The sequence below is a fragment of the Janthinobacterium glycogeni genome, assembly GCF_051380725.1.
In the GTDB taxonomy this organism is placed as follows: Bacteria; Pseudomonadota; Gammaproteobacteria; order Burkholderiales; family Burkholderiaceae_D; genus Janthinobacterium.
In genome coordinates this window covers 15,280-39,071 of the sequence record NZ_JBNYXP010000020.1, presented here as the reverse complement: position 1 = coordinate 39,071, position 23,792 = coordinate 15,280, and the positions used below count along the sequence as shown (strand labels likewise).

Below are 23,792 nucleotides of genomic sequence, written 5' to 3'. Positions count from 1 at the left end.
AGCTGACCAGCCGCCCCGTCTGCCGTGTCGCGCAGGGCGCTGGCGGCGGGAGGGGAAGTGGTGGTCTGCCTGCAGCATGGGCTCTTGCGCGGCCGCAGTCCGTACGTTTGCGTACATAGCTGGCGATGGATGGCCTGACGTTGTTTGCAGGCGAAAACAAAAAAGCCAACCCGGAGGCTGGCTGTGGTCGTGCAGACTGGATCGGCAGCACCGCGACTTAGGGTCTGGCGCTGCCTGGCACGCTTATTTGACGGTGAAACTCTGGCTGTAGCCGCCATTCGTACTCGTATAGCCCAATACGTCCCTGAAAGATGTCGCACCGACCAGCCATGCGCCTGCTTTGGCGCCTGCGGGGATCGTCACCGTCGAACTGAAGGTGGCATGCTTCGCGTCGCCGGATGCCAGCACCCATTTGCTATCGATGCGGGTGCCGTCGATATCGGCGATGTTGTACCAATAAGGGTGGGGCAAGGCGCTGAGATTGACTCCGGTGGCATCCGTCACGGTCACCGTGGCCGTCACCAGTTGGCTTGCCTGCGAGACGTCGACGGTGGCGGGATTGACGGTGATGGCCGACACGGCGGGGCCGGACGTGTCGCTGAGTCCATCGTTTTGCACGTTGAAACTCTGGCTGTAGCCGCCATTGGTACTTGTATAGCCCAATACATCCCTGAAAGATGTTGCACCAACCAGCCATGCGCCCGCTTTGGCGCCTGCGGGGATCGTCACCGTCGAACTGAAGGTGGCATGCTTCGCGTCGCCGGATGCCAGTACCCATTTGCTGTCGATGCGGGTGCCGCCGATATCGTCGATGCAGTACCAATAAGGGTGGGGCAAGGCGTTGAGATTGACTCCGGTGGCATCCGTCACGGTCACCGTGGCCGTCACCAATTGGCTTGCCTGCGAGACGTCGACGGTGGCGGGATTGACGGTGATGGCTGACACGGCGGGGCCGGACGTGTCGCTGAGTCCATCGTTTTGCACGGTGAAACTCTGGCTGTAGCCGCCATTGGTACTTGTATAGCCCAATACGTCCCTGAAAGATGTTGCACCAACCAGCCATGCGCCCGCTTTGGCGCCTGCGGGGATCGTCACCGTCGAACTGAAGGTGGCATGCTTCGCGTCGCCGGATGCCAGTACCCATTTGCTATCGATGCGGGTGCCGCCGATATCGGCGATGCCGTACCAATAAGGGTGGGGCAAGGCGTTGAGATTGACTCCGGTGGCATCCGTCACGGTCACCGTGGCCGTCACCAGTTGGCTTGCCTGCGAGACGTCGACGGTGGCGGGGTTGACGTTGATGGCTGACACGGAGGGACCCGACGTGTCGACGGCGCTGGCGCTGACAGTGACCGTCGCATCCGCACTGCTCGCTTTGCCATCGTTGACGGTGAGTTTGGCGACATACAAGCCGGAGGCATCGGCGGTAAAGGTGGTCCTGGCCGAGTTGACAGAGGACAAGGTGGCCGTACTGTTCGCCGGTTTTTCCGTCAGTTTCCAGGCAAACGTCAAGACATCGCCATTCGCATCCGAGCTGGCCCTGCCATCAAGTTCCACCACGCTGCCGGACAAGACATTTTGCGCGTAGCCTGCGTTCGCAACCGGCGCCGCATTGGCTACACTGGCTGTAATGCTGACCGCCGCGGCGTTGCTGCTGACCTTGCCGTCGTTGACGATGACGCTGGCAACATAGGTGCCAGCTACATCCGCCGTAAAAGTGGGTCTGGCGGAGGTCGGCGACGACAGGCTTGCCGTACTGCCTGCCGGTCTGGATTGCAGGGTCCATGCATAGCTGAGCGTGCGCCCTGCAGCCGCCAAGCTGGCGCTGCCATCGAGCGTGACGACAGTGCCCGTCATTACGCTTTGTGCAGGTCCAGCTTGGGCGACCGGGGGAACTGCCGCAGTATCGGCGATGACTTGCTTGATGGTGTCTGTATTGGAGATCTTGGCCAGCGCGGCCACGATCTGGGTAAGTTGGGCGGCATTGATTTTTACTCTGAGCGCATCCAGAAGCCTGTCCTGTGCATCGCCGCCGGCCGGGTTGCCTTGCGTCGCCGCTTTCAAGGGCGTGGCAAGGAAATCAGCGAGCGGTTTCGTATCGACTACGCCAGCCAATACCGTAGCCACGTCGGTTTGCGCTGCCTTCACCGCAGCGGTAGTGATTTTGTTGCCAGCAATAGCGGGGTCAAAAGCGGCAAAGAAGACTGCGGGTTCATGCCCCAATAGCCGCGCCGTCAGCATTTCGGTCAGTGGCGTGATGTTGGCAGTGGCGGCGCTGCCGCCTCCCAGCACGAGCGTGTGCAATTTTGAGCCATCTGCCGGATCGGTGATCTGGAGCAGGCACGGTAGTTTGCCGCCGGCAGCGACAAGGCTGTAGTTGCCGTCGGCCAGCGTCGTGGCGTTGCCTGTACCCGTCTGGCATTTGGCAGTAATCATGGCGCCGGCAATGGCCCTCCCCGTTGCGGCAGTACCGTTGACGGTTAAATCTGCCTGGGCAGTAGGGGCCGGTGACGAGTCGCCACCACCGCCACCGCATGCAACGAGCATACACGAGCTAAATACAATTGCCAGAGTCTTCATCGAATTTATCCATTTTCAATTGTTAAGTGACGCCTGTGCTGGCGCCACCTTGAAACGGCCATGGCTGTGCCAGAGCCAGGCCTTTGATATAACTTATATGTTTCAAGCAATACTGCTTGTTTCAGATCCAGGACGGTGATGTAGATGAGCGGTATGGAAAATTACAGCGTCACGGGTTCCGGCGTGAGAATGGGGCGCGTATATTTGCCGTCCCCCCAAGTCGCAGAAGCCTGCTGCCCACAAGCTGCCATCGCTCTTCTGGATGAAGGAGCATGCGCTGCAGCGGCAATCCCGGTACTGACTTGCCGGAAGGCGTCGCGATTGAATTGACCATCGCCGAACTGCATTAAGCTTGTCGCTGAAATAATACGCAAATGCGTCATGGAAATGAGATTTATAAAACTACATGATTGTAACTTAAGTCATATTGTCATGCGGCATTATTGTTTTCGGCGCCAGCAAACAAAAACGCCACCCGAAGGTGGCGTTTTTTGTTCTTGGTGGCCCGGGGCGGAATCGAACCACCGACACAAGGATTTTCAATCCTCTGCTCTACCGACTGAGCTACCAGGCCAAGGCGGCGAATTATAGCAGAAAGACTTTCCACCTGACCAGAGCTAGCTGTGTTCAAATGCAACAGATGGCCAAAACATGGTGTTTTGGCATCCTTGTATGACCGGAAGGGATGTGGCGATGCAGCGATGTATTGGAGTGCAGGGCCTGGCGGCTGCGGGCTTGTTCAGTTTGTTTTGCGGTACGGCGCAGGCCGACGGGCTGGCCGATCTGAATGCGGCGCTGGCGCGTCTGCAGGGCCAGATGCCCATCAAGGCACAGGTCGAATCGAAAAGCTGGCGCCGCGAGGGCGAAGGCAAGGCGGCGGAAGACGATAGCGGCCAGGCCACTGTCACTGTCGAGGGCGGGCCGGCGGGCTTGCAGGTGCTTTACGGCAAGGATTTGCTGGCGAAAGTGGAGGCCGAGCAGCGAGCCAGGGTGAAGGACCCGAAGGTCAAGACGCCGATCGGCTTTGCGCTGGGGGAAATGAAGGCGACGGAGTTGCACTCCATGGTGTCCGCGTCGGATTCCCTGTCGCGCGAGATCGAGGAAGCCGTGTTTAGTGGGGAAAAGATCGATAGCTACAAGGGCAAGCCCGCGCGCCTGCTCAGCTTTACCTTGTCGCTCGACAAGGTGCCGGAGAAAGACCGCAAGTATGTGAAGAAGTTCGAAGGCGGCATCGAGGTGTGGATCGCCGCCGACGGCACGCCGCTGGCCAGCCATTTCCACTTTGACGTGAGCGGGCGCGCTTTCGTCGTCATCAGCTTTACGCAAAAGACGGCCGAGACGCGCCAGTATGGCGTCAGCGGCGACCATTTATTGTTGCTGCGCAAGGAGAGCAAAAATGCCACCTCGGGCGCGGGCGAGAAGGTGGAAAGCAAAATTATCAAGACCTTGCAGCTGCAGTCCTGACTTGTTGCCAAATCTCGCAAGCCGCTGATCCAGCGGCTTTTTTACATCGCCGAGTTGCCGCCCATGGCACTCTTTTGCAGCACGCAGCGTCCCGCTTCGCAGGTGGCGCCCGGGTCCGTGACGATGGAGCAGGTCGACATCATGCCGTCCGCCTGTTGCTGCTTGCGGCTGGCCTCGGCTTGCGCCTGGGCCAAGGCCTTGAGTTTCTTGCCGTCATAGTCCTTGCTGGACCAGGCCAGATAACGCTCGGGGCCGCCGCATGCCTTGGCGCCGATGGCGATGGTTTGGCATTGCTGGGTGGAATCGCAGGCGGCGGTGCCCACTTCCGCCTGGATTTGCGCCAGCAAGCCGGCATTGCCGGGCGCGGACGGCGCATCATTTTGCGTGGGTGCGCTGCCGCAGGCGCTGGCGGCATGCAGAAGGAAGCTGGCGCACGCGGCGCGCAGCAGGGCGGAGTAGGCGGACGTTTTCATGCCTTCATCATGTGCCACGCTTGCCCAAATGGCAAGCGCGATTCGCGCGCTGGACTATCCTTGATCCCGGTCATTTTCATTGTCAAGCAGTCAAAGTTAATATAAATCAACATCCAATCAGCGATGTACGGGTGGCAACCGGGCCGGTGCGCTGCATTCCCGCGCCGGCGCGCGCCGCCGATTCGGGAATGTTTCCAGGAGTTAGACTATGCGCCGCACTTTATCCCCCTTCCTCTTCATCGCCAGCCTGACTTTCGGCAACGTGCTGCACGCCGCCGAAAGGGAACCGATCCAGCCGATCACCGCCGCCAAGGTGGCCAATCCGGCCATGGTCGAGCTGGGCAAGAAACTGTTTTTCGATCCGCGCCTGTCGCGCTCGGGTTTTATTTCCTGCAATAGCTGCCATAACCTGAGCATGGGCGGCACGGACAACATCAAGACCTCGATTGGGCACAACTGGCAGCGTGGGCCCATCAATTCGCCTACGGTGCTCAATGCCAGCATGAACGTGGCGCAGTTCTGGGATGGCCGCGCCAAGGATTTGCAGGAGCAGGCGGGTGGCCCCATCGCCAATCCCGGGGAGATGGCTTTTACGCATGAACTGGCCATCGATGTGCTGGCCTCGATTCCCGCCTACCGCGCGCAATTTCGGCAAGTGTTCGGCCAGGATAAATTGACCATTGAGCAAGTCACGCGCGCCATCGCCGCCTTCGAGGAAGTGCTGGTGACCCCCGGTTCCCGCTTCGACCAATGGTTGATGGGCAAGAAAAGCGCGCTGACGAAAGACGAGCTGGCCGGCTACCAGTTATTCAAATCGAGCGGCTGTATCGCCTGCCATAACGGTCCCGCCGTGGGCGGCAACACCTTCCAGAAGATGGGCGTGGTGGAACCGTATAAAACGGCGATGACGGCGGAGGGACGCTCGGCCGTGACGGGCAAGGATGCCGACCGCTTCAATTTCAAGGTGCCGACCCTGCGCAACGTGGAGCTGACCTACCCCTACTTCCACGATGGCGAAGCGGCCACCCTGACGCAAGCCGTCGACGTGATGGGCCGGCTGCAGCTGGGCCGCACCTTTACGCCCGACGAAAATGGCAAGCTGGTGGCCTTCCTGAAAACCCTGACGGGCAAGCAGCCGCACCTCGTGCTGCCGATCCTGCCGCCATCGTCGGACACGACGCCGCGGCCGGTGCCGTTTGACTGAACGGTTGTTTGGGATCAGCCCCCCCCAACACGGTTAACGCAAAGCTTGACGCTAGCGCAGGCGGGGGGCTGACCCCAGCTTTTACTTCAGCGTGCGCTGGAATAATTGGTAAATCCGCCGGTACTCGTCATACCACGCTTCCGGCTGCACGAAGCCGTGGCGCTCCATCGGGTAGCTGGCCATTTCCCAGTTATCCTTTTTGAGCTCGATCAGGCGCTGCGACAGGCGCACGGAATCCTGGTAAAACACGTTGTCATCGATCATGCCGTGGGCGATCAGGAGGTTGCCCGTCAGCTTGTCCGCATATTCGATCGGCGACGAGATTTGATACGCGTGCGGATCGACGTCCGGCGTGTTCAGGATGTTGGCCGTGTATTCGTGGTTGTACGTGGTCCAGTCCGTCACAGGACGCAGGGCGGCGCCGGACTTGAAGATTTCCGGGGCGCGCATCAGGGCCATCAGGCTCATGAAGCCGCCATAGCTGCCGCCATAGATGCCCACATTCTGAATGTCGCCCTGATGCTGCTGCGCCAGCCAGTTGGCGCCGTCGATGAAATCTTCCAGTTCCGGGTGGCCCATCTGGCGATAGATGGCCGTGCGCCACGCGCTGCCGTAGCCGAGCGAGGCGCGGTAGTCGACGTCGAGCACGATGTAGCCTTGCTCCACCAGCAGGTTGTGGAACATCTGTTCGCGGAAGTAGACAGGGTAGCGTTCGGTGACGTTCTGCAGGTAGCCGGCGCCGTGCGCGAACATGACGATCGGATATTTCTTGCCCGCTTCCAGCTGGGCCGGGCGGTACAGCTTGGCCCAGATGGGCGCCGCGCCATGCGTGGACGGCACTTGCACCAGCTGCGGCATGACCCAGCTGCGCGCCTTGAAGGCGTCGCTGCGCGTATCGGTCAGGATATTCGCCTTGCCGCCAGAGACAGGAATCGTGGCCAGCTGGGCCGGCATATAGCTGCTGGAATAGCGCAGCAGCAGTTTGCCGCCATCGGGCGACAGGCCGAAGTTTTCCACGCCTTTCAAGCTGCTGACTTCGCGCGCGCCGCCATCTTTGGCCGTGCTGGCGCACACTTCATACGTGCCGGGCGCCTGCCGGTTGCACATGAAATACGCGGTTTTGCCATCGCGGCTCCATTCGACGGCGCTCACTTCCCACTGGCCGCTGGTCAATGCGCGCGCCGGGGCCGCGCCCGTTTTCGCGTACAGATGGGCGTAGCCGCTTTCCTCGGACAGATACCACAGGGTGGCGTTGTCGGGCAGCCAGCCGAATTCCTCGGCGCGACGGTTGACCCAGGCCGTGTCGCTGATGCGGTGCGCGGGCACCAGGGCGCCATTGGCCAGGTCGACGGTGGCGAGCCAGCCGTCCTTGTTGTCGATGGCGCGCACGCGCACGGCCGCTTTGGAACCGTCATCGGTCCAGGCGATGCCGTCGCGCTGGGCGTCGATGCGCACGCCACGGTTGCCTTTCAGCGGCGGCAGCTTCTGTTCGGCGCGTAGACTGGCCAGCGGATCGGTGGCGATGCCGGGCAGCTGATCAAAAGCGATGTCGCGCACCTGACCCGTGCGCAGGTCGGCCAGTTTCAGGCTTTGCGCGATCGGCATGTTGCGGCCCACGCGCGTGCGCTCGTCGTCCGCTTCCGGATAGCCTGTTTCCGTGACGTAGCGGGCCAGCTTGCCCAGCTTGCCCTTTTCGGCGGCCTTGTCTTGCGTGACGAACAGCAGCCAGCGGCCGTCCGGCGACAGGGCGCTGCCGGAAATCGTGACCTTGTCGCCCAGGTAGATCGGTTCCGGCGCGCGCGTGGCGTCCAGGCGGCGCTCTGCGTGACGGCGTTCGCGGCTGGCGTCGCGTTCTTCCTTCTGGCGCGCCAGGTTGACTATCAGGCGCAGCTGCAATTCGCGCAGGGCGTCCGCTTCCGGCTTGGCGTCCGGGTCCTTGGCCGCGCGCAGCAGGGCCACGGGGGCGCTCAGGCGCTCAAGCCGGTTCCAGCTGAACCAGTCGGTGCCGCTGCGGTATTGCACGGCGGCGCCGTCGGCGGAGTATTGCGGGTCGCTGATGGCGGACACGCCGCGCGTGATCTGCGTCAAGGCGCCGTTTTTCAGGTCGCGCTCGAACAAGTCGCCATTGCGCAGCAGGATGGCGCGCGTGCCGGCCCGGTTGACGACCATCTGCTGGCCATCGAGGTTCGCCAGCTGCGCATCGTCGACCTTCTTGCCGCTATTGAGTTTGGCGTTCGCGCCTGCCACTTGATACGTGTCGCGCAGGGGCGAGCCGAGGCGTTTTTGTTTGTAGTAGAGCTGGCCATTCCAGCCCCACCATGCCGCTTCGACGGGCGTGCCGATCCAGTCGGGATCGGCCATGGCCTGGTCCAGCGTGATCGGCGTGGGCGCGGTGGTGGTGGAGGTAGGGGCCGCATGTGCGGCGGGCAGCAGAGATAGCAGCAGGGGAAGAACCAGACGCATCGGGGATCGCTTTAAGAAAAGGGGATGGTGAAGGTACAGGCTATGAGGCCGGTATTCTAGCGGAGGAGTTTCGTGCAGGAAATGTCGGAAAGCTAAGCTTGATGCCGGGCCAGCCAGGCGAGAAAGTCATCGAGCGGCATCGGCCGCGCATACAGGAAGCCTTGCAAGCCGTCGCAATCGTGGGCGACGAGGAAGTCCGCCTGCTCCTGCGTTTCCACGCCTTCGGCCACGACGCGCAAGCCCAGGTGGCGCGCCATGGCCAGGATCGCCTGCACGATGGCCGTGTCGCGCGCATCGCGCGGCGTGTCGTCGATGAAGCGCTTGTCGATTTTCAGTTCGTACAGCGGCATCGAGGTCAGGTAGGAAAGGCTGGAATAGCCGGTGCCGAAATCGTCGATGGAAAAGCGGATGCCCAGGTCCGCCAATGCGCGCATGCGCGCCAGCGAGGCGTCGCGCTGGTCGATCAGCAAGCCTTCCGTCAGTTCCAGGATCAGGGCGCCGGCCGGCGTGCCGTGTTCGGCCAGCGCCGCCTGCACGCGGGCGGCGAAATCGGGCTGGCGGAACTGCGCCGGACTGACGTTGACGGACAGGGGGACGGGCTGGCCAGCTTGCGCCAGCACCCTGGCGGCGCGGCACGCTTCGCGCAGGGCCCAGTGCCCGAGCTTGACGATCAGCCCAGATTCCTCGGCGATGGGAATGAAGATATCCGGCGCGATATGGCTGCCGTCCGCCTGCGGCCAGCGCATCAGCATCTCGGCGCCCGTCACCCGGCCGTGGCGGTCGACCTGCGGCTGCACGTGCATGCACAGTGCATGGGCATCGAGCGCGCGCGCCAGCGCCCGTTCCAGGGTCAGGCGGCGCTCCACGCCCGCCTGCATGGCCGCTTCAAAGAAGGCGATGCCGTTGCGTCCTTCCGCCTTGGCGCGGTACATGGCGATGTCCGCTTCGCGCAGCAGGTCGTGCGCCTGCTGGCCCGCTTTCGGCAGCAGGGTCACGCCGATGCTGGCGCTGCAATGATAGGACTGCGCGCCGATCTCGAAGTCGCGCGCGATGGCGGCGCGGATTTTCTCGGCCACCTGGGCCGCCGCGCGGGCGGCGCTGTCCAGGTCATCGGCCAAGTGCGCCAGCAGCACGACGAATTCGTCGCCGCCGATGCGCGCCACCGTGTCGGCCTTGCGCATCAGCTGCGCCAGCCGCTCGCCCGCCAGGCGCAGCAGCGCGTCGCCCGTGGCGTGGCCGCGCGCGTCGTTGATGTGCTTGAAGTGGTCGAGGTCGATGAACATCAGCGCGCTGATGGTATGGTTGCGCGGCGCGGCGGCCAGCAGGTGGCCGATGCGGTCCATCAGCAGGCGCCGGTTGGGCAAGCCCGTCAGCACGTCGTAGAAGGCCAGGCGGTGGATGTCCGCTTCCGATTTCTTGCGCTCGTCGATCTCGCGCTCGACAGCCACCCAGTGCGTCTGCCTGCCGTCCGCATCCGTGAACGGCACCAGTTCCGCTTCGACCCAGTACGCCTTGCCCGCCTTGTTGTAGTTCAGTAATTCCGCTCTGGCCGGCTGGGCGTGGGCCATGGCGGCGGCGATGCGCGCCAGTTCGTCCGCATCGGTGTCGGGGCCATGCTGGAACAGCAGGCTGCGGCCCAGCACCTCGGCGCGCGCATAGCCGCTGCTGCGCTCGAAGGCGTCGTTGACGAAGATGATGCGCGTGGCCGATACCGTGCCGGCGCCAGGCGGGCCGTCCAGCACTTCGGCGATCATCACCATGTCGTTCAGGCGGGCCAGCGCCGTGGCTGTCAGGCGCAGCTCGGCGTTGAGCTGCGACAAGGCCTGGCTGCTGTCTTCCAGGTGGCGCAGCAGGAAGGCGCAGGACAGGGTCAGCACGGCGGCGATGAACAGGAAGTTCAGGGCCACGATCAGCGCGCGCAGCACGGGAGAGTCGGGCGTGCCCGGCAGGCGCAGGGCGACGTCGGGATGCAGGCCGAGGAAAAAGATGGTCAGCGTGGTCAGGACCAGGGTGGACAAGGCCGGCCGCATGCCCAGCAGCAGTGCCGCCAGCACGGGCATGAGCATCATGTAGATCTGGCTGACGGGACCGATTTTCAGCAGCAGGCCCACGCCCACCAGATAGGCGACGATGAGGAATTGCCACACGCGCCAGCGGTAGGGCATGGCGCGCAGGTGCCAGATGAGGCCGATCCAGCCGATGGCCAGCAAGTCGAGGGCGACAATGGACCAGATCGCTTCGCTCGCGGCCAGCAGCGCGCTGGGGATGGCCGTCACGATGCCAAGCAGCAGCACCGCCTGCAGCAGGCGCGCAAAAATCTGTCCGCGCCAGTGCGCTAGATCGTTTGACGCGGCCACGCTGCCGTCCTTTCCCCAGGGAGCTTTGCTGTCGAGCTGAGCAGTATGATAAAAATATTACGCGCTATCTTTCTGCATGTCATCTTGATCATTCGACATGGTTGACTCCACGACCACCTGCGGGGCCATCGGGCCGCCTACGGCGTTTGCGCCGCCGGCCAGTAGTGGCTGTCCGGCGTGTCCCGCGCGCCGAAGATGGCCTGGCCCACCCGCACGACGGTGGCGCCTTCTTCAATGGCGATTTCGTAATCGCCGGACATGCCCATCGACAGCTCGTCGAGGCCGATGCCATCCGGGGCGTCCTGGCGCAGCCGGTCGCGCAGTTCGCGCAGCAGCACGAAGCAGCGACGCACGCGCGCCGCTTCCGCCGACAGCAGCGCCAATGTCATGAGTCCGCGTACCCGCAGCGCGGGGAAGGCGGGCAGCTCGCGCAGGAAAGCGGCCACCTCGTCCGGCGGCAAGCCGTACTTGCTGGCTTCTCCCGAGGTGTTCACTTGCACGAACACATCGAGTCCACGCCCTTCCGCTTGCAGCCGCCGTTCCAACGCCTCTGCCACGCGCAGGCTGTCGAGCGCCTGGAACTCGCTGGCGAAGCGCGCCACCAGCTTGGCCTTGTTGGTCTGCAAATGGCCGATCACCGACCATTGCAGGTCGGCCAGGTCCGCCATCGCTTCCCACTTGCGGCCCGCTTCCTGCGGTTTGTTTTCTCCCAGCATGCGGCAACCTGCGGCGTAGGCCAGGCGCAGGCTGGCCTCGGGCTTGGTCTTGCTGACGGGCAGCAGGCGCACGCCGGCAGGATCGCGGCCAACCCGCTGGCATGCGGCGGCCATGCGTGCATGCACCGCCGCCAGGTTGCGGCGGAAGTCGTCCACCGATACGGCTTGCGGCCAGCGTCCATGCTGCGCGTGCATGGTGGGAGTGAGCAGGGGAGTGTCATGGTTCATATGTCAGTCTCGTTGGCGGCACGAGGTGCCGGATTGATGTATCATTGTCCTATGCCAAAATATATCATGTCTGAGACTATCGTGAAGATGACAGGGAAGACCGCGTCGCAACTGTTCGACAGCATCCGCGGGCTGACGCAGGCGGGCGAATTGCTGCCGGGCCAGGCGCTGCCGACCGTGCGCGACCTGGCCGCGACCTTGGGCGTCAATCGCAATACCGTGTCGCTGGCGTACCAGCGTCTGGTGACTGCCGGGATCGCGGTCACGCAAGGACGCCTGGGCACGGCCATCCGCGCCCAGCGCGATCCCGGCGAGCAGGAAGGACTGCTGCCCGGCTCGCCGCTGGCCGACCTGGGCGGCGGCAATCCGAACCTTGCCTGGCTGCCCGATGTCGGCGCGGCCCTGGCGCGCAAGCCATACCGCCCGCGCCTGTATGGCGAGGCCACGCTGGACCCGGCGCTGGAAGTCCTGGCGCGGCAATGGCTGGCCGGCGATTGCCCGAAAGAGCACGACATCACCCTGACGAATGGGGCGGTCGATGCGGTCGAGCGCCTGCTGGCGGCGTACCTGGTCGCGGGCGACAAGGTGGCCGTGGAAGACCCGTGCTTCGTCAGCAGCATCAACACCTTGCGCATCGCCGGGCTGCATGCCGTTGGCGTGGCGGTCGATGCCGAGGGGATGCAGGCCGGGGCGCTGGAACGGGCACTGGCGCAAGGCGCGCAAGCCGTCATCGTGACGCCGCGCGCGCACAATCCGACCGGATGCAGCCTGAGCGCGGCGCGCGCGGATCAGCTGCGCGCGGTGCTGGCCGCTTACCCGCACGTGCTGGTCATCGTTGACGACCATTTCTCGCTGCTGTCCGCCGCCGGCTACCAGGATGTGATTCCCCCTGCGGCCCGGCGCTGGGCGCTGATCCGCTCGGTGTCCAAGATCTTCGGCCCCGACCTGCGCCTGGCCGTCGTCGCCAGCGACGGGCAGACGGCCCGGCGCCTGCGCCTGCGCCTGGCGCCCGGCACGAACTGGGTCAGCCATCTCTTGCAGGACGCCGTCAGCGCCTGCCTGTCGTCGCCCGAAGTGCTGGCGCAGGTGGGCCTGGCCCGCGCAGACTATGCGCGCCGCCGCGGCATTCTGGCGGCGGCGCTGGCGGCGCAAGGCCTGGCCGTCGCCGGCCCTGCCGATGGACTGAACCTGTGGCTGCCGCTGCCGGGCGGCAGCCAGGCGGCCGTGCTGGCGCTGGCCCGGCATGGCTGGCTGGTGCGCGGCGGCGAAGCGTTCGGCGTGCAGGCCCCGGCGCAGGGATTGCGGATCACCGTGTCGACCATGGATGACGCGGGCGCGCAGGCGTTCGCCGTCGTGCTGGCCCAGGTGCTGGGCCGGCCCTAGTTTTTTAATTCCTCGTCACAGAAAGGAAACAGCATGAAAGTCCATTTCATCGTGCATGAAGCGTTCGAGGCGCCGGGCGCCTATGAGACATGGGTGCGCGAGCGCGGCTACGCGGCCACGTATTCCCGCGTTTATGCCCATGAGCCGCTGCCCCGTTCCATCGCGGACATCGACCTGCTGGTCGTCATGGGCGGGCCGCAGTCGCCGTCGACGACGCGCGAGGAATGTCCGCATTTCGACGCCGCCGCCGAACAGGCCCTGATTGCCGCATGTGCCGCCGCGGGCAAGGCGGTCGTCGGCGTCTGCCTGGGCGCGCAGCTGATCGGCGCGGCCCTGGGTGCACCGCATGCGCACAGCCCTGAAAAGGAGATCGGCAAGTTCCCCGTCATGCTGACGGCGGAAGGGCAGGCGAGCGGCAAGTTCGCCCATTTCGGCGATGTGCTGGAGACAGGGCATTGGCACAGCGACATGCCGGGCTTGACGGACGACGCGAAGGTCATCGCCTATAGCGAGGGGTGTCCGCGCCAGATCATCGAATACGGCAATCTGGTATACGGCTTTCAGTGCCATATTGAATTCACGCCGGAAGTGATCGAGCTGCTGATCGCCGCGTCAGAAACGGAGCTGGCCGCGTTGGAGTCGCACCGCTTCGTGCAGCCGCCAGCGGTCCTGCGCAGCCACGACTGGCAAGCCATGAACGACAAGCTGTTTGTTTTCCTGGACCGGCTCATGCAGGCGTACGCCTCGCGGTGAAAAAAAACGCCAGCGTGAGGCTGGCGTTGTGGGGCGGGCAGGCGAGGCGCTTATTTCTTCGGCGCGCTCAGGCATTCTTTCATGAAGGCCTTGCGGGCATCGCCCTTCATGTCCTTGGCGTCGGCATTGCAGGCCTTCATCTTGTTTTGCTGCGTCATGGCCGGCGCCGGCTTGGCGCTCAGGCATTCCTTCATGAAGGCCTTGCGCTCATCGCCTTTCTTGCCGGCGGCATCCGCATTGCAGGTGGTCATTTTTGACTGTTGCGCCGTCTTGGCGACGGGCGCCGCTTCCGGTGCGGCGGCAAAGGCGGTGCCGGCAAACACGGCGGCGATGCAGAGGGCGATTAATTGTTTCATGGCAAATCCTTGTAGACGCAGTCAGTGGAAGGGGGCATGCAACCGGCAGTGAAGCCGATATGCAGAACGTAACTAACTATATGACATTTATCAACAAAATTTCCACTCGAGTGTGTCTTTTTGTTACTGGCAGGCAGAAGGCGCCCGCCAGCCGGCCCGGGCAGCCATGTTGCGGCGGCAGGGGCCCTGTTTTTTGCTATGCTAGCGTCTTTCCACCGGCCGATGCCGCTGCCTTGGCCGGCGCACCCTCAACACGGAGTAGTTATGGTCTCGTTGCAAGAGCAGTTTTTAAAGGCCGGCCTGGTCGACAAGAAGAAGGTCAAGCTGGCCAACCAGGACAAGAGCAAGCAGAAAAAGGACGAGCGCAAGAGCGGCACGCAAAGCGTCGACGAGGTGCGCCTGGCCGCGCTCGAGACCCAGCGCAAGAACGCGGAACGCGCGCGCGAACTGAACGCCCAGCGCGACGCGGCCGCCAACCAGAAAGCCATCGTGGCGCAGATCGCGCAAATGGTGCAAAAGAACCGCCAGAGCAAGGGCAACAACGGCGACGTGCCGTATAACTTCACGTTCAATAACAAGATCGAGCGCATCTACGTGACGGCCGCCGTGCAAGCCCACCTGGTGGCGGGCCGCCTGGTGATCGTCTGCCTGGGCGGCGCCGTGGAACTGGTGCCGCGCATCATCGCCGACAAGATCGCCGAACGCGACCCCGCCATCGTCGTGCGCGTCAAGCAAGCCAGCACGCAGGTGGACGAGGATGATCCGTATGCGGCGTTCCAGATTCCCGATGATTTGATGTGGTAAGCGATGACGCTGCAGTTCTGAGCCGCGAGAGCGGGTGATAGGGGGATTGTTAGCCGAAAACGACTTGGGATTGCTTGACGAATTCCACGAAGGTGATGCAATTCACCCTAACTTCTGGCAGTGCGCATACTGCTGGAATTTTATAATTTGCCATTAACTTGGGGCGACCGGGCTGTACCGCCTCATTGGAAATCAGGCGTGCCTGAGCAGCGCGCGCGGTAGCGATAATCATTAGATCATTCTCGTCTACACCGCCGCCGTATTGATCGCCGATGATTCCAAGTAAATTTTTAATGCGTACGGCATCTTGAAGAATGGCGTCGCTAATGGGAAGTGTATTTAAGCTGTTGTCTTCGAGCCACCGTGCGCACTCAGGTGCAACATGTCCTACTTCAGACAATGCCACATGGGGCATTGTGATAGTGTGATCGACTAATTTGTCTGCCATCCATCGCCACATGCCAGGAAACTGGACTAAGGGATAGTTGTCCCAAGCGTAGACAATAGCGGATGCGTCAAACACCTGCATAGTAACGTTCCAGTTGATGCAGATCGTTAAGTTTTAAACCGTCGAGATAGCTGCTAGCTTTCGAAAGGGTAATATGGCGACCGCTGAGGGCATTTAATACTGTGCGAACAAATGTGTCACCAAAAATATGTTTGGGTTCTCGATGTCGGTAGGCCCGCGATCCACCGTCGCCTTCTGGAAAAATCAAATTGGATCGCCATTCACGGTAAGCCGTATATTGATGTTGTTGTAGTCGTCCGCTATCAAGCAATCGTCGTAAAATAACTTCGGCACTGACTCCCCATGCTTTGCGCTCCCGCGACAACCAGGTATCGAATTCTGACGCGTTGGCTGGGCGAGTCGCATCATCGATTCTGGCCAGAAATTCGTCCGGTACCAGCATATGTCCTGCGAATGCGTTTGCATCACGTTCGAAGCCGCGGTGCGAATGCATATCATCTTCGTCATCGATTGAACTTGCTTTGTGTAACAGGAGATGCCCCAGTTCATGCATGAGCGTAAATGATTGTTGCGGATGCCATTGCTGCTTCTTGACCACAATGACGGGGCACTCGGGATCGTATAGCGCAAAACCGAGAATTGGATTTTCTTTCGCAATCTGCCACTTGCCATTGTATCCATTGCTAAGGAATACGAGAATTCCCCGCGCCTCGACAGCATCGCGATATGTGTCAAACGTATTGGTGGCATTTAATTGCAACCAGTTTCTTGCAATTTTTGCCGCTTCACGCGGGTTGTCGAGGGGGATATCTGGTGGTGCGAAAATTGGCAAATCTTGATTGCTCAGTTCGTCACGCAAGCTTAAGTAAACCGAACGCTGGTGTTCTACGCGTTCGATGAATTTCTTTAGCTTTGTTGTCAGCTCAGGCTTTTGGTTCGCAAGTGTGCGGAAGGCCAAGGTATGCACTTGCTCTTCAATTGCTGGACCTGGTTCGAGAAAAAATAATACTCCTCGTCCAAAATATTCAGCAATTTTATTCAGCTGAGCGAACGTCAAGCCTCCGCCATTCATGAGGCGATCCATGCTATTTGGCGTGATATTGACCTCAGCCGCAAGTTCGTCAATAGTCATGCCGTGGTCAGCGCAGCACCAAGCTATTCGAGACGCATTGATCGAATGAAGTCGTTCCATTGTGGGTAAATTATACATACATGTCAGGGTGGTGTCCGGCCGTCAGTGCGCTCCTGTATCGTCCCATCCGTGATGAGTCTTCGAAGTTGATGGTCGTACAGCATTTTGAGTCAACAAGAGTTGATGGTGTACCGGTTACATCATAGCGGCGCATGCCGTATAGGTACCAGAGGTAGGTCAGGCTTCAGTTGAAATGTCAACGCCACAAACAAAAACGCCACCCGAAGGTGGCGTTTTTGAACGTAAAACTTATTCTTGGTGGCCCGGGGCGGAATCGAACCACCGACACAAGGATTTTCAATCCTCTGCTCTACCGACTGAGCTACCAGGCCAAGGTGGCGAATTATAGCAGACCAAAACGCGAATGCAAGAGCCGGCTGCGACTTTTCCCCGATTTCCTGCATGGGCATGGCTTTACTTGCTTGTGGGTCAAATATGATTTGATATCAACGGTATTTTTCTCAACAAAGGATGGGCGCATAGTGTGGCCATCGACATTGACTTGAGAGGACTGCCGCATGAACACGACTACCCCACACACCGCCATCCCTGAAATCGGCCTGGGCACTTTTCGCCTGCAAGGCCAGGTCGTCATCGATTCCGTCACCACGGGCCTCGACGTCGGCTACCGCCATATCGACACGGCGCAAATCTACGGCAATGAAGCCGAGGTGGGCCAGGCGATCGCCGCCAGCGCCGTCCCGCGCGACGCGCTGTTCGTCACCACCAAGATCTGGATCGACAATCTGCGGCGCGACAAACTCATTCCCAGCCTGAAGGACAGCCTGCACAAGCTGCAGCTGGAGCAACTGGACCTGACCCTGATCCACTGGCCGTCGCCGCAGGACGCCATTCCCGTGGCCGACTACATGGCGGCGCTGGCGGAAGCCAAGGCGCAGGGACTGACCAGGGCCATCGGCGTATCGAATTTCACGAATGCGCAGCTGCGGCAAGCCATCGACACGGTGGGAGCGGCGGAAATCGCCACGCAGCAGGTCGAAATCCACCCCTTCCTGCAAAACCGCATCGTCATCGATTTCGCGCGCAGCCAGGGCATCCACATCACGGCCTATATGCCGCTCGCGTATGGCAAGGTGGTGGCCGATCCCGTGATCGCGGCCATCGCCGCGAAGCACGGCGTGACGCCGGCGCAGGTGGCCTTGAGCTGGTCGCTGCAGCAGGGCTTTGCCGTGATTCCGTCGTCGACCAAACGCGCCAACCTGGAAGCGAACCTGCATTTCCAGCGCCTCACCCTGTCACCGGACGAGATGGCGCAGATGGCCACCCTGGAACGGGGCGAACGCCTGGCCAACCCGGACGGCCTGGCGCCGCAGTGGGATTGAGATGGGCGCCATGACGAAGCTGGGGCAGGGCGGTTTCAGCATCGGCCTGGAACTGCCGCTCGATAATGACTGGTCGTCCACGGGGCGCCAGGCGAATGCGGCGTCCGGCCGCGTGCCGGGCGAGCCTGACCTGAAGCAGCACGCGGCGCTGGCAAGGCTGGCCGACCGCCTGGGTTTCCGCGCCCTGTGGCTGCGCGACGTGCCCCTGTACGACCCGTCATTCGGCGACGCGGCCCAGGTCTTCGAGGTGTTTACCTACCTCGGCTACCTGGCCGGCATCACGGAGAACATCCTGCTGGGCACGGCCGCCGTGGTGCTGCCGCTGCGCGAGCCCGTATTGACCTTGAAGGCGGCGGCCAGTGTCGACCAGCTGAGCGGCGGGCGTTTGCTGCTGGGCGTGGCCAGCGGCGACCGGCCTGTCGAGTATCCCGTCTTTGGCCTCGATTTCGACCAGCGCGGCGCCGCGTTCCGCGAACAGGTCGCCATGCTGCGCGACTGGGGAGATATACGCCTGCCGCCCGGCATCCGGCTGCTGCCCAAGCCGGCCGCGCCCTTGCCGCTGCTGGTGGCGGGGCTGGCGCAGCAGTCGCCCGCCTGGATCGGCGCGCAGATGGATGGCTGGCTCGCCTATCCGGGCACGCCGGACGACCATGCGCGGCGCGCGGCGCAATGGCGCGCCGTGGCCGGAGAGAACAAGCCGTATGTCAGCTTCATCCACCTGGACCTGGATGAAGATCCGCACTTGCCGCTGCAGCGCTTCCGCTTCGGCGGCCGCACGGGGCGCGACGGCCTGATCGCGGAATTGCAGGCCATGCGCGACGCCGGCGTGCGGCACATCGGCTTGCAACTGCGGCAGAACCGCCGTCCGCTGGCCGAGACGATGCAGGAGATCGCGGACCACGTGCTGCCCGTATTTCATGGCGCCGCTTGATCTGGGGCACGCGTCCAGTACTTCCGGACTATCTGAAAAGGGTGGGGCAAACGCTATAATGGCCGCATGAACAGTCCCACTCCCCCTACCATGCGGCGCTTCATGCACAGCCACAGCGACGTTTGTATCGTCGGCAACGGCGCCATCGCGAAAACCACGGCGCTGGCGTTTGCCCAGGCAGGACAAAGCGTCACCCTGTTATCCCCGGTGAGTCCTCCCACAACCGCTTCCGCCGCCAAGCCGGTGGAAGCCAGCTGGGACGTGCGCGTGTTTGCGCTCAATCACACGGCGCACCAGCTGCTGTCGTCGCTGAAGGTGTGGGGCGCCCTGGAGGCCGACAGGGTGGCGCCCGTCGACGCCATGTTGGTCAACGGCGACGGCGCCCAGGCGGGCGGACTCGGTTTCGACGCCTACGGCGCCCATGTGGGCACGCTGGCGTGGATCATCGAAGACCGCAACCTGGGTCAGGCATTGGACGCCGCCCTGAAATTCGCGCCGAACGTCAGCGTGGTGCAGGGCCGCGCCAGCCGCCTGGAATGGACGGACGACTCGGCCATCGTGCACCTCGATGGCGGCGACACCATCACCTGCGCGCTGGTGGTGGGTGCGGACGGCGCCCAATCGTGGGTGCGCGGCCAGTGCGACATCGGTCTCGATTACCGCTCCTACGGCCAGCGCGGCGTGGTCAGCAACTTCGCCTGCGAAAAGCCGCACCATGGCGCGGCCCACCAGTGGTTCACTGGCAGCGAAGGCATCGTCGCGCTGCTGCCGCTGCCGGGCGACCGCGTTTCTCTCGTCTGGTCGGCGCCCGATGCGCTGGCCGATACCCTCATGGCCGAATCGGCCGACGCCCTGGCCGCGCGCCTGGCCGTGTATTGCCACGACAAACTGGGTAAACTCACGCCGCTGCAGCCGGAACTGGTGCGCGCGTTCCCGCTGACCCTGATGCGCCCGCACGCCATGGTGGCGCCGCGCGTGGCCCTGGTCGGCGACGCCGCCCACGTGGTGCACCCGATGGCCGGCCACGGCATGAATCTGGGTTTTGCCGATGTGGCGCAGCTTGTCAAGACGATCGCCGAACGCGAGGCGCACCGCGGTATCGGCGACGAACGCGTGCTGGCCCGCTATGCCCGCGCGCGCAAGGAAGACGTGCTGCTGATGCAGCTGGCCACCGACGGCCTGGCGCGGTTATTTGGCGCCGATCTGGAGCCGTTGCGCGTGGTTCGCAATTTGGGATTAAACTTGTTGGATAAATTACCTGCGCTGAAGCGAAAAATGATTGCGCACGCATTGGGACATCCGTAAATATCAGCGTATCTTAAGATATCGCCGGATAATGGCAGCAGTGAAAATTCAAGGTCGCCGCAGCTGGTCTGCGGCGATCGTTTTGTCGAAGAGATAACGACGCCGGGCCAGAGGCCAGTCCCGCCGGGCGTTTCAAGTGGAGAAGTGATAGTGATAACAATGAACGGAAGCATGAGCAAAATCGCCTTGCTGATGGCCTCGGGCCTGATGATGTCGTGCGCCGGCGCGGAAACGCCGACGGAAGCGAGCATCAAGAAGCTGATCGAACCGCGCCTGGGCGAAGGCGCCAAGGTCGATTCGGTCAAGGAAACCCCGTACGGCGGCCTGTACGAAGTGCGCACGGGCGGCGACATCCTGTACACGGACAAGGCCGCGCAATACCTGTTCGTGGGCCACGTCTTCGACGCCAAGACGTCGCAAGACCTGACCAAGGTGCGCCTGGACGAAGTCAACCGCATCAAGTTCTCCGACCTGCCGCTCGATTCGGCCATGAAAACCGTCAAGGGCAATGGCAAGCGCGTGATCGCCGTGTTCGAAGATCCGAACTGCGGCTATTGCAAGCGTTTCCGCCAGAACGCGCTGAAGGAAATCGACAACGTCACCGTCTACACTTTCATGTACAACATCCTGTCGCCGGACTCCATCGTCAAGTCGCGCAATGTCTGGTGCGCACCCGACCGCAACAAGGCCTGGGATGACTGGATGTTGAACGGCAAGGCGCCAGCCACGGTCGCCGCCACGTGCGCCAATCCGCATGAAAAAATCCTGGCGCTGGGCCAGCAATTGCGCGTCTCGGGCACGCCAGCCATCTTCTTTGCCGACGGCAGCCGCATTCCGGGCGCGGTCGATGCGAAGACGCTGGAACAGAAATTCTCGACCATTAAGTAATCCGGGCTGTCGCCAGGAAGGCTGGACGGCGCGCCCTCGCAAGGCGCGCTTTTTTTTGCGTTTTTTCCGCTGTCGTATCATCAAGTGTAGTTCGTAGATGCCATAACAATCCAAAAGAGGGGAAGCAGCAGATGATTACCTTGAATATCAACGGACGCGACACGCAGGTCGACGCCGATCCTTCCACGCCCATCCTGTGGGCGCTGCGCGATAACCTGAACATGACGGGCACCAAGTTCGGCTGCGGCGCGGCCCTGTGCGGCGCCTGCACGGTGCACCTCGATGGCCAGCCGATCCGCTCGTGCATCACGCCGATTTCCTCGGTGGGCGCGCAAAAGATCACCACCATCGAAGCGATGGAAAACGACCAGGTGGGCAAGGCCGTGCAGGCGGCATGGGTGCGCCACGACGTGCCGCAATGCGGCTACTGTCAAAGCGGCCAGGTGATGAGCGCCACGGCGCTGCTGCGCACCAACAAGGCGCCCAGCGATGCCGACATCGACGGCGCCATGAGCGGCAATATCTGCCGCTGTGGCACCTATCAACGGATCCGCGCGGCCATCAAGGACGCGGCCAAGACCCTGGCCTGAGGAGAGCGACATGCGTATCGAATGGTTGAATCAGGAAGCACTGCAGCATGGCGGCGTGACCCTGGGCGCGGCGCTGGCATCGGCGCCGGTGGCTGTGGTTGGCGCGGCCGATGGCGTCTCGCGGCGCGGTTTCATGAAGGCCGGCGCGGTGGCCGGCGGCGGCTTGATGCTGGGCTTTTTCCTGCCCGGCGCTGGCAAGCTGGCGCAGGCGGCCGATGCCGCTCCCGCCAAGCCCGTGTATGCGCCGAATGCCTTCTTGCACATCGCCTCCGATAACACGGTGACGGTGCAGGTGAACCGGCTGGAATTCGGCCAGGGCGTGCAAACGAGCTTGCCCATGCTGATCGCCGAGGAACTCGACGCCGACTGGAGCCTGGTGCACGGCGCGCTGGCGCCCGCCGGCGAGCAGTACAAGGACGCCGCCTACGGTATGCAGATGACGGGCGGCTCGGGCAGCATCGCCCATTCGTTCACGCAGTACCGCGAAATCGGCGCCAAGGCGCGCGCCATGCTGGTGGGCGCCGCCGCCGCGCAGTGGAAGGTCAATCCCGAGCAGGTGCGCGCCGCCAAGGGCGTGCTGTATGGCCCCGGCGGACAAAAGGCGACCTACGGCGAGTTTGCCGACGCGGCCATGCGCCAGAGCGTGCCTGCCACCGTCAAGCTGAAGGACCCGCGCGAATTTTCCATCATCGGCAAACCAGTGAAACGCCTGGATGCGGCAGCCAAGTCCACGGGAAAACAGCAGTTCGGCATCGACTTCAAGCCGCCAGGCGCGAAGGTGGCCATGGTGGCGCGTCCGCCCGTGTTTGGCGCGAAAGTAGCGAAGTTCGACGCCAGCAAGGCCAAGGCCATCAAGGGCGTGCTGGAGGTGCTGGAAGTGAAGACCGACCGTGGCGGCAGCGGCGTGGCCGTCATCGCCGACGGCTACTGGCCCGCCAAACAGGGGCGCGATGCGCTGGCGATCGAGTGGGATACGAGCGCCGTGGAAAAGGTCAGCAGTGACAAGCAACTGGCTGCCTTCAAGGCGCTGGCCAAGACGCCGGGCACGGTGGCGCGCGCCTTCGACGTCGCCGCACTGGCCAAGGCGCCGAAGAAGATCGAAGCCGTCTACGAATTCCCCTATCTGGCGCACGCGCCGATGGAGCCGCTCAACTGCGTCGTCGACCTGCAGGCCGACAAATGCACGATGTGGGTGGGCTCGCAATTCCAGACGGGCGACCAGGCGGCGATTGCCGCCACCTCCGGCCTGAAACCGGAGCAGGTGACCCTGCACACGATGATGGCCGGCGGCGGCTTCGGCCGGCGCGCCGTGCCCTCGTCCGACTACGTGGTCGAAGCCGTCAACGTCGCCAAGGCGTACCGGGCTGCGGGCAAGAGCGGCCCGTTGAAGCTGATGTGGAGCCGCGAGGATGACATCAAGGGCGGCTACTACCGGCCGTCGCACGTGCACCGCGCGCAGATCGGCCTAGACGCCAAAGGCAAGATCCTCGCCTGGGACCACACCATCGTGGGCCAGTCCATCATGGCCGGCACGCCCTTTGAGGCCTTCATGGTGAAAAATGGCGTCGACGGCACCATGGTCGAAGGCATGGGCGAGCCGTACACTCTGCCGATGAAACTGTCGGTGCACACGGCCAAGGCGAACGTGCCCGTGTTGTGGTGGCGCTCCGTCGGCTCGACGCATACGGCCTTTGTCATGGAAACCCTGATCGACGAAGCGGCGCACGTGGCGAAGATGGATCCCGTCGCCTACCGCAAGCAGCTGATCGACGCCAGGCACACGCGCCACATCGCCGCGCTGGACCTGGCCGTGGCCAAGTCCGGCTATGGCAAGAAGAAGCTGCCGAAAGGGCAGGCCTGGGGCGTGGCCATGCACGAGTCGTTCAACTCTGTCGTCGCCTACGTGGTGACAGCGTCCGTGGTGGCGGGCGCGCCCAAGCTGCACCAGGTATGGGCGGGCGTGCATTGCAACCTGGCCGTCAACCCCTTGACGATCGAGGCGCAAGTGCAGGGCGCCGCGCTGATGGCGCTGGGCATGACGATACCCGGCGCGTCCATCACGCTCAAGGATGGCGTGGTGGAGCAGCAGAACTTCGGCGACTACCCCGTGCCGCGCATGCCCGACATGCCGGTGATCGAGGTGCACCTGGTGCCGTCGGGCGATGCGCCGACGGGCATGGGCGAACCGGGCGTGCCGCCGCTGGCGCCCGCCTTCGCCAACGCGCTGTTCGCCCTGACGGGCAAGCGCCTGCGCAAGCTGCCGTTCGACCTGGCGGCCGCATGACGGCAGCGG

The 23,792-nt window shown here is 62.9% G+C and carries 19 protein-coding genes and 2 tRNA genes; 11 read left to right on the top strand and 10 right to left on the bottom strand.

Features of this window, described 5'->3' with window-relative positions; translation table 11 throughout:
• Positions 1-243: 243 nt before the first annotated feature.
• Positions 244-2,580: a PKD domain-containing protein gene (locus ACQ4W4_RS26680; protein ID WP_436544523.1), complete on the bottom strand. Its 2,337-nt coding sequence runs from the start codon at positions 2,578-2,580 to the stop codon at positions 244-246.
• A 498-nt stretch (positions 2,581-3,078) separates the two neighbouring features.
• Positions 3,079-3,154 (bottom strand) — tRNA-Phe (locus tag ACQ4W4_RS26675).
• Positions 3,155-3,273: 119 nt separating this feature from the next.
• Here ACQ4W4_RS26675 and ACQ4W4_RS26670 point away from each other — a divergent pair.
• Positions 3,274-4,044 carry a hypothetical protein gene (locus ACQ4W4_RS26670; protein ID WP_436544522.1) on the top strand — a complete coding sequence of 257 codons (771 nt, stop codon included), beginning with the start codon at positions 3,274-3,276 and terminating at the stop codon, positions 4,042-4,044.
• A gap of 41 nt (positions 4,045-4,085) precedes the next feature.
• Here the strand turns inward: ACQ4W4_RS26670 and ACQ4W4_RS26665 are convergent, their stop codons facing one another.
• Positions 4,086-4,517: a hypothetical protein gene (locus ACQ4W4_RS26665; RefSeq protein WP_436544521.1), complete on the bottom strand. Its 432-nt coding sequence runs from the start codon at positions 4,515-4,517 to the stop codon at positions 4,086-4,088.
• 208 nt (positions 4,518-4,725) lie between these two features.
• On the opposite strand from ACQ4W4_RS26665, the gene ACQ4W4_RS26660 reads away from it, so the two are divergent.
• Positions 4,726-5,721: a cytochrome-c peroxidase gene (locus ACQ4W4_RS26660; RefSeq protein WP_436544520.1), complete on the top strand. Its 996-nt coding sequence runs from the start codon at positions 4,726-4,728 to the stop codon at positions 5,719-5,721.
• Positions 5,722-5,802: 81 nt separating this feature from the next.
• Here the strand turns inward: ACQ4W4_RS26660 and ACQ4W4_RS26655 are convergent, their stop codons facing one another.
• The 3 genes from ACQ4W4_RS26655 to ACQ4W4_RS26645 all read right to left on the bottom strand — a co-directional run bounded on the left by ACQ4W4_RS26655 (position 5,803) and on the right by ACQ4W4_RS26645 (position 11,485).
• Entirely contained in the window at positions 5,803-8,184 is a 2,382-nt protein-coding gene (locus tag ACQ4W4_RS26655; protein ID WP_436544519.1) for a S9 family peptidase, read from the bottom strand.
• A gap of 92 nt (positions 8,185-8,276) precedes the next feature.
• The gene (locus ACQ4W4_RS26650) at positions 8,277-10,541 is read right to left on the bottom strand and encodes a putative bifunctional diguanylate cyclase/phosphodiesterase (protein WP_436544518.1); all 2,265 of its coding nucleotides are present in this window, start codon (positions 10,539-10,541) and stop codon (positions 8,277-8,279) included.
• 137 nt (positions 10,542-10,678) lie between these two features.
• The gene (locus ACQ4W4_RS26645; RefSeq protein WP_436544517.1) at positions 10,679-11,485 is read right to left on the bottom strand and encodes a YggS family pyridoxal phosphate-dependent enzyme; all 807 of its coding nucleotides are present in this window, start codon (positions 11,483-11,485) and stop codon (positions 10,679-10,681) included.
• A gap of 81 nt (positions 11,486-11,566) precedes the next feature.
• Here ACQ4W4_RS26645 and ptsJ point away from each other — a divergent pair, with 81 nt between their 5' ends.
• Together ptsJ and ACQ4W4_RS26635 are read left to right on the top strand one after the other, a co-directional pair.
• Entirely contained in the window at positions 11,567-12,868 is a 1,302-nt protein-coding gene (gene ptsJ, locus ACQ4W4_RS26640) for a MocR-like B6 salvage transcription factor PtsJ (protein WP_436544540.1), read from the top strand.
• 33 nt (positions 12,869-12,901) lie between these two features.
• Entirely contained in the window at positions 12,902-13,621 is a 720-nt protein-coding gene (locus tag ACQ4W4_RS26635) for a glutamine amidotransferase-related protein (protein ID WP_436544516.1), read from the top strand.
• A gap of 50 nt (positions 13,622-13,671) precedes the next feature.
• On the opposite strand, the gene ACQ4W4_RS26630 is transcribed toward ACQ4W4_RS26635, so the two are convergent.
• A complete protein-coding gene (locus ACQ4W4_RS26630) occupies positions 13,672-13,977 on the bottom strand; it encodes a PsiF family protein (protein WP_436544515.1) in 306 nt (101 codons plus the stop codon).
• 264 nt (positions 13,978-14,241) lie between these two features.
• Between ACQ4W4_RS26630 and ACQ4W4_RS26625 the strand changes: the two genes are divergently transcribed.
• The gene (locus ACQ4W4_RS26625; protein WP_070223805.1) at positions 14,242-14,781 is read left to right on the top strand and encodes a DUF2058 domain-containing protein; all 540 of its coding nucleotides are present in this window, start codon (positions 14,242-14,244) and stop codon (positions 14,779-14,781) included.
• A 49-nt stretch (positions 14,782-14,830) separates the two neighbouring features.
• Here the strand turns inward: ACQ4W4_RS26625 and ACQ4W4_RS26620 are convergent, their stop codons facing one another.
• The 3 genes from ACQ4W4_RS26620 to ACQ4W4_RS26610 all read right to left on the bottom strand — a co-directional run bounded on the left by ACQ4W4_RS26620 (position 14,831) and on the right by ACQ4W4_RS26610 (position 16,774).
• On the bottom strand, positions 14,831-15,310 hold the full coding sequence (locus tag ACQ4W4_RS26620) for a DUF4411 family protein (RefSeq protein WP_436544514.1): 480 nt from the start codon (positions 15,308-15,310) through the stop codon (positions 14,831-14,833).
• Positions 15,297-16,442: an ImmA/IrrE family metallo-endopeptidase gene (locus ACQ4W4_RS26615; protein WP_436544539.1), complete on the bottom strand. Its 1,146-nt coding sequence runs from the start codon at positions 16,440-16,442 to the stop codon at positions 15,297-15,299. Before ACQ4W4_RS26615 ends, ACQ4W4_RS26620 begins: the two co-directional genes overlap by 14 nt.
• 256 nt (positions 16,443-16,698) lie before the next feature.
• Positions 16,699-16,774: transfer RNA gene (locus ACQ4W4_RS26610), tRNA-Phe, on the bottom strand.
• Between the two features lie 186 nt (positions 16,775-16,960).
• Between ACQ4W4_RS26610 and dkgB the strand changes: the two genes are divergently transcribed.
• The 6 genes from dkgB (at position 16,961) to ACQ4W4_RS26580 (ending at position 23,783) form a co-directional block, all read left to right on the top strand.
• Positions 16,961-17,785, top strand: a complete 825-nt coding sequence (gene dkgB, locus ACQ4W4_RS26605; protein WP_436544513.1) for a 2,5-didehydrogluconate reductase DkgB — start codon at positions 16,961-16,963, stop codon at positions 17,783-17,785.
• 1 nt (position 17,786) lies between these two features.
• The gene (locus ACQ4W4_RS26600) at positions 17,787-18,716 is read left to right on the top strand and encodes an LLM class oxidoreductase (protein ID WP_436544512.1); all 930 of its coding nucleotides are present in this window, start codon (positions 17,787-17,789) and stop codon (positions 18,714-18,716) included.
• 66 nt (positions 18,717-18,782) lie between these two features.
• On the top strand, positions 18,783-20,021 hold the full coding sequence (locus ACQ4W4_RS26595; protein WP_436544511.1) for an FAD-dependent monooxygenase: 1,239 nt from the start codon (positions 18,783-18,785) through the stop codon (positions 20,019-20,021).
• 171 nt (positions 20,022-20,192) lie between these two features.
• Positions 20,193-20,909 carry a DsbC family protein gene (locus ACQ4W4_RS26590; protein ID WP_282408207.1) on the top strand — a complete coding sequence of 239 codons (717 nt, stop codon included), beginning with the start codon at positions 20,193-20,195 and terminating at the stop codon, positions 20,907-20,909.
• Positions 20,910-21,040: 131 nt separating this feature from the next.
• Positions 21,041-21,499 (top strand): (2Fe-2S)-binding protein, encoded by a 459-nt coding sequence (locus ACQ4W4_RS26585; RefSeq protein WP_034753534.1) that lies wholly within the window; start codon positions 21,041-21,043, stop codon positions 21,497-21,499.
• A gap of 10 nt (positions 21,500-21,509) precedes the next feature.
• Positions 21,510-23,783, top strand: coding sequence for a xanthine dehydrogenase family protein molybdopterin-binding subunit (locus ACQ4W4_RS26580; RefSeq protein WP_436544510.1), 2,274 nt, complete (start codon positions 21,510-21,512; stop codon positions 23,781-23,783).
• The last annotated feature ends 9 nt before the right edge of the window (positions 23,784-23,792 follow it).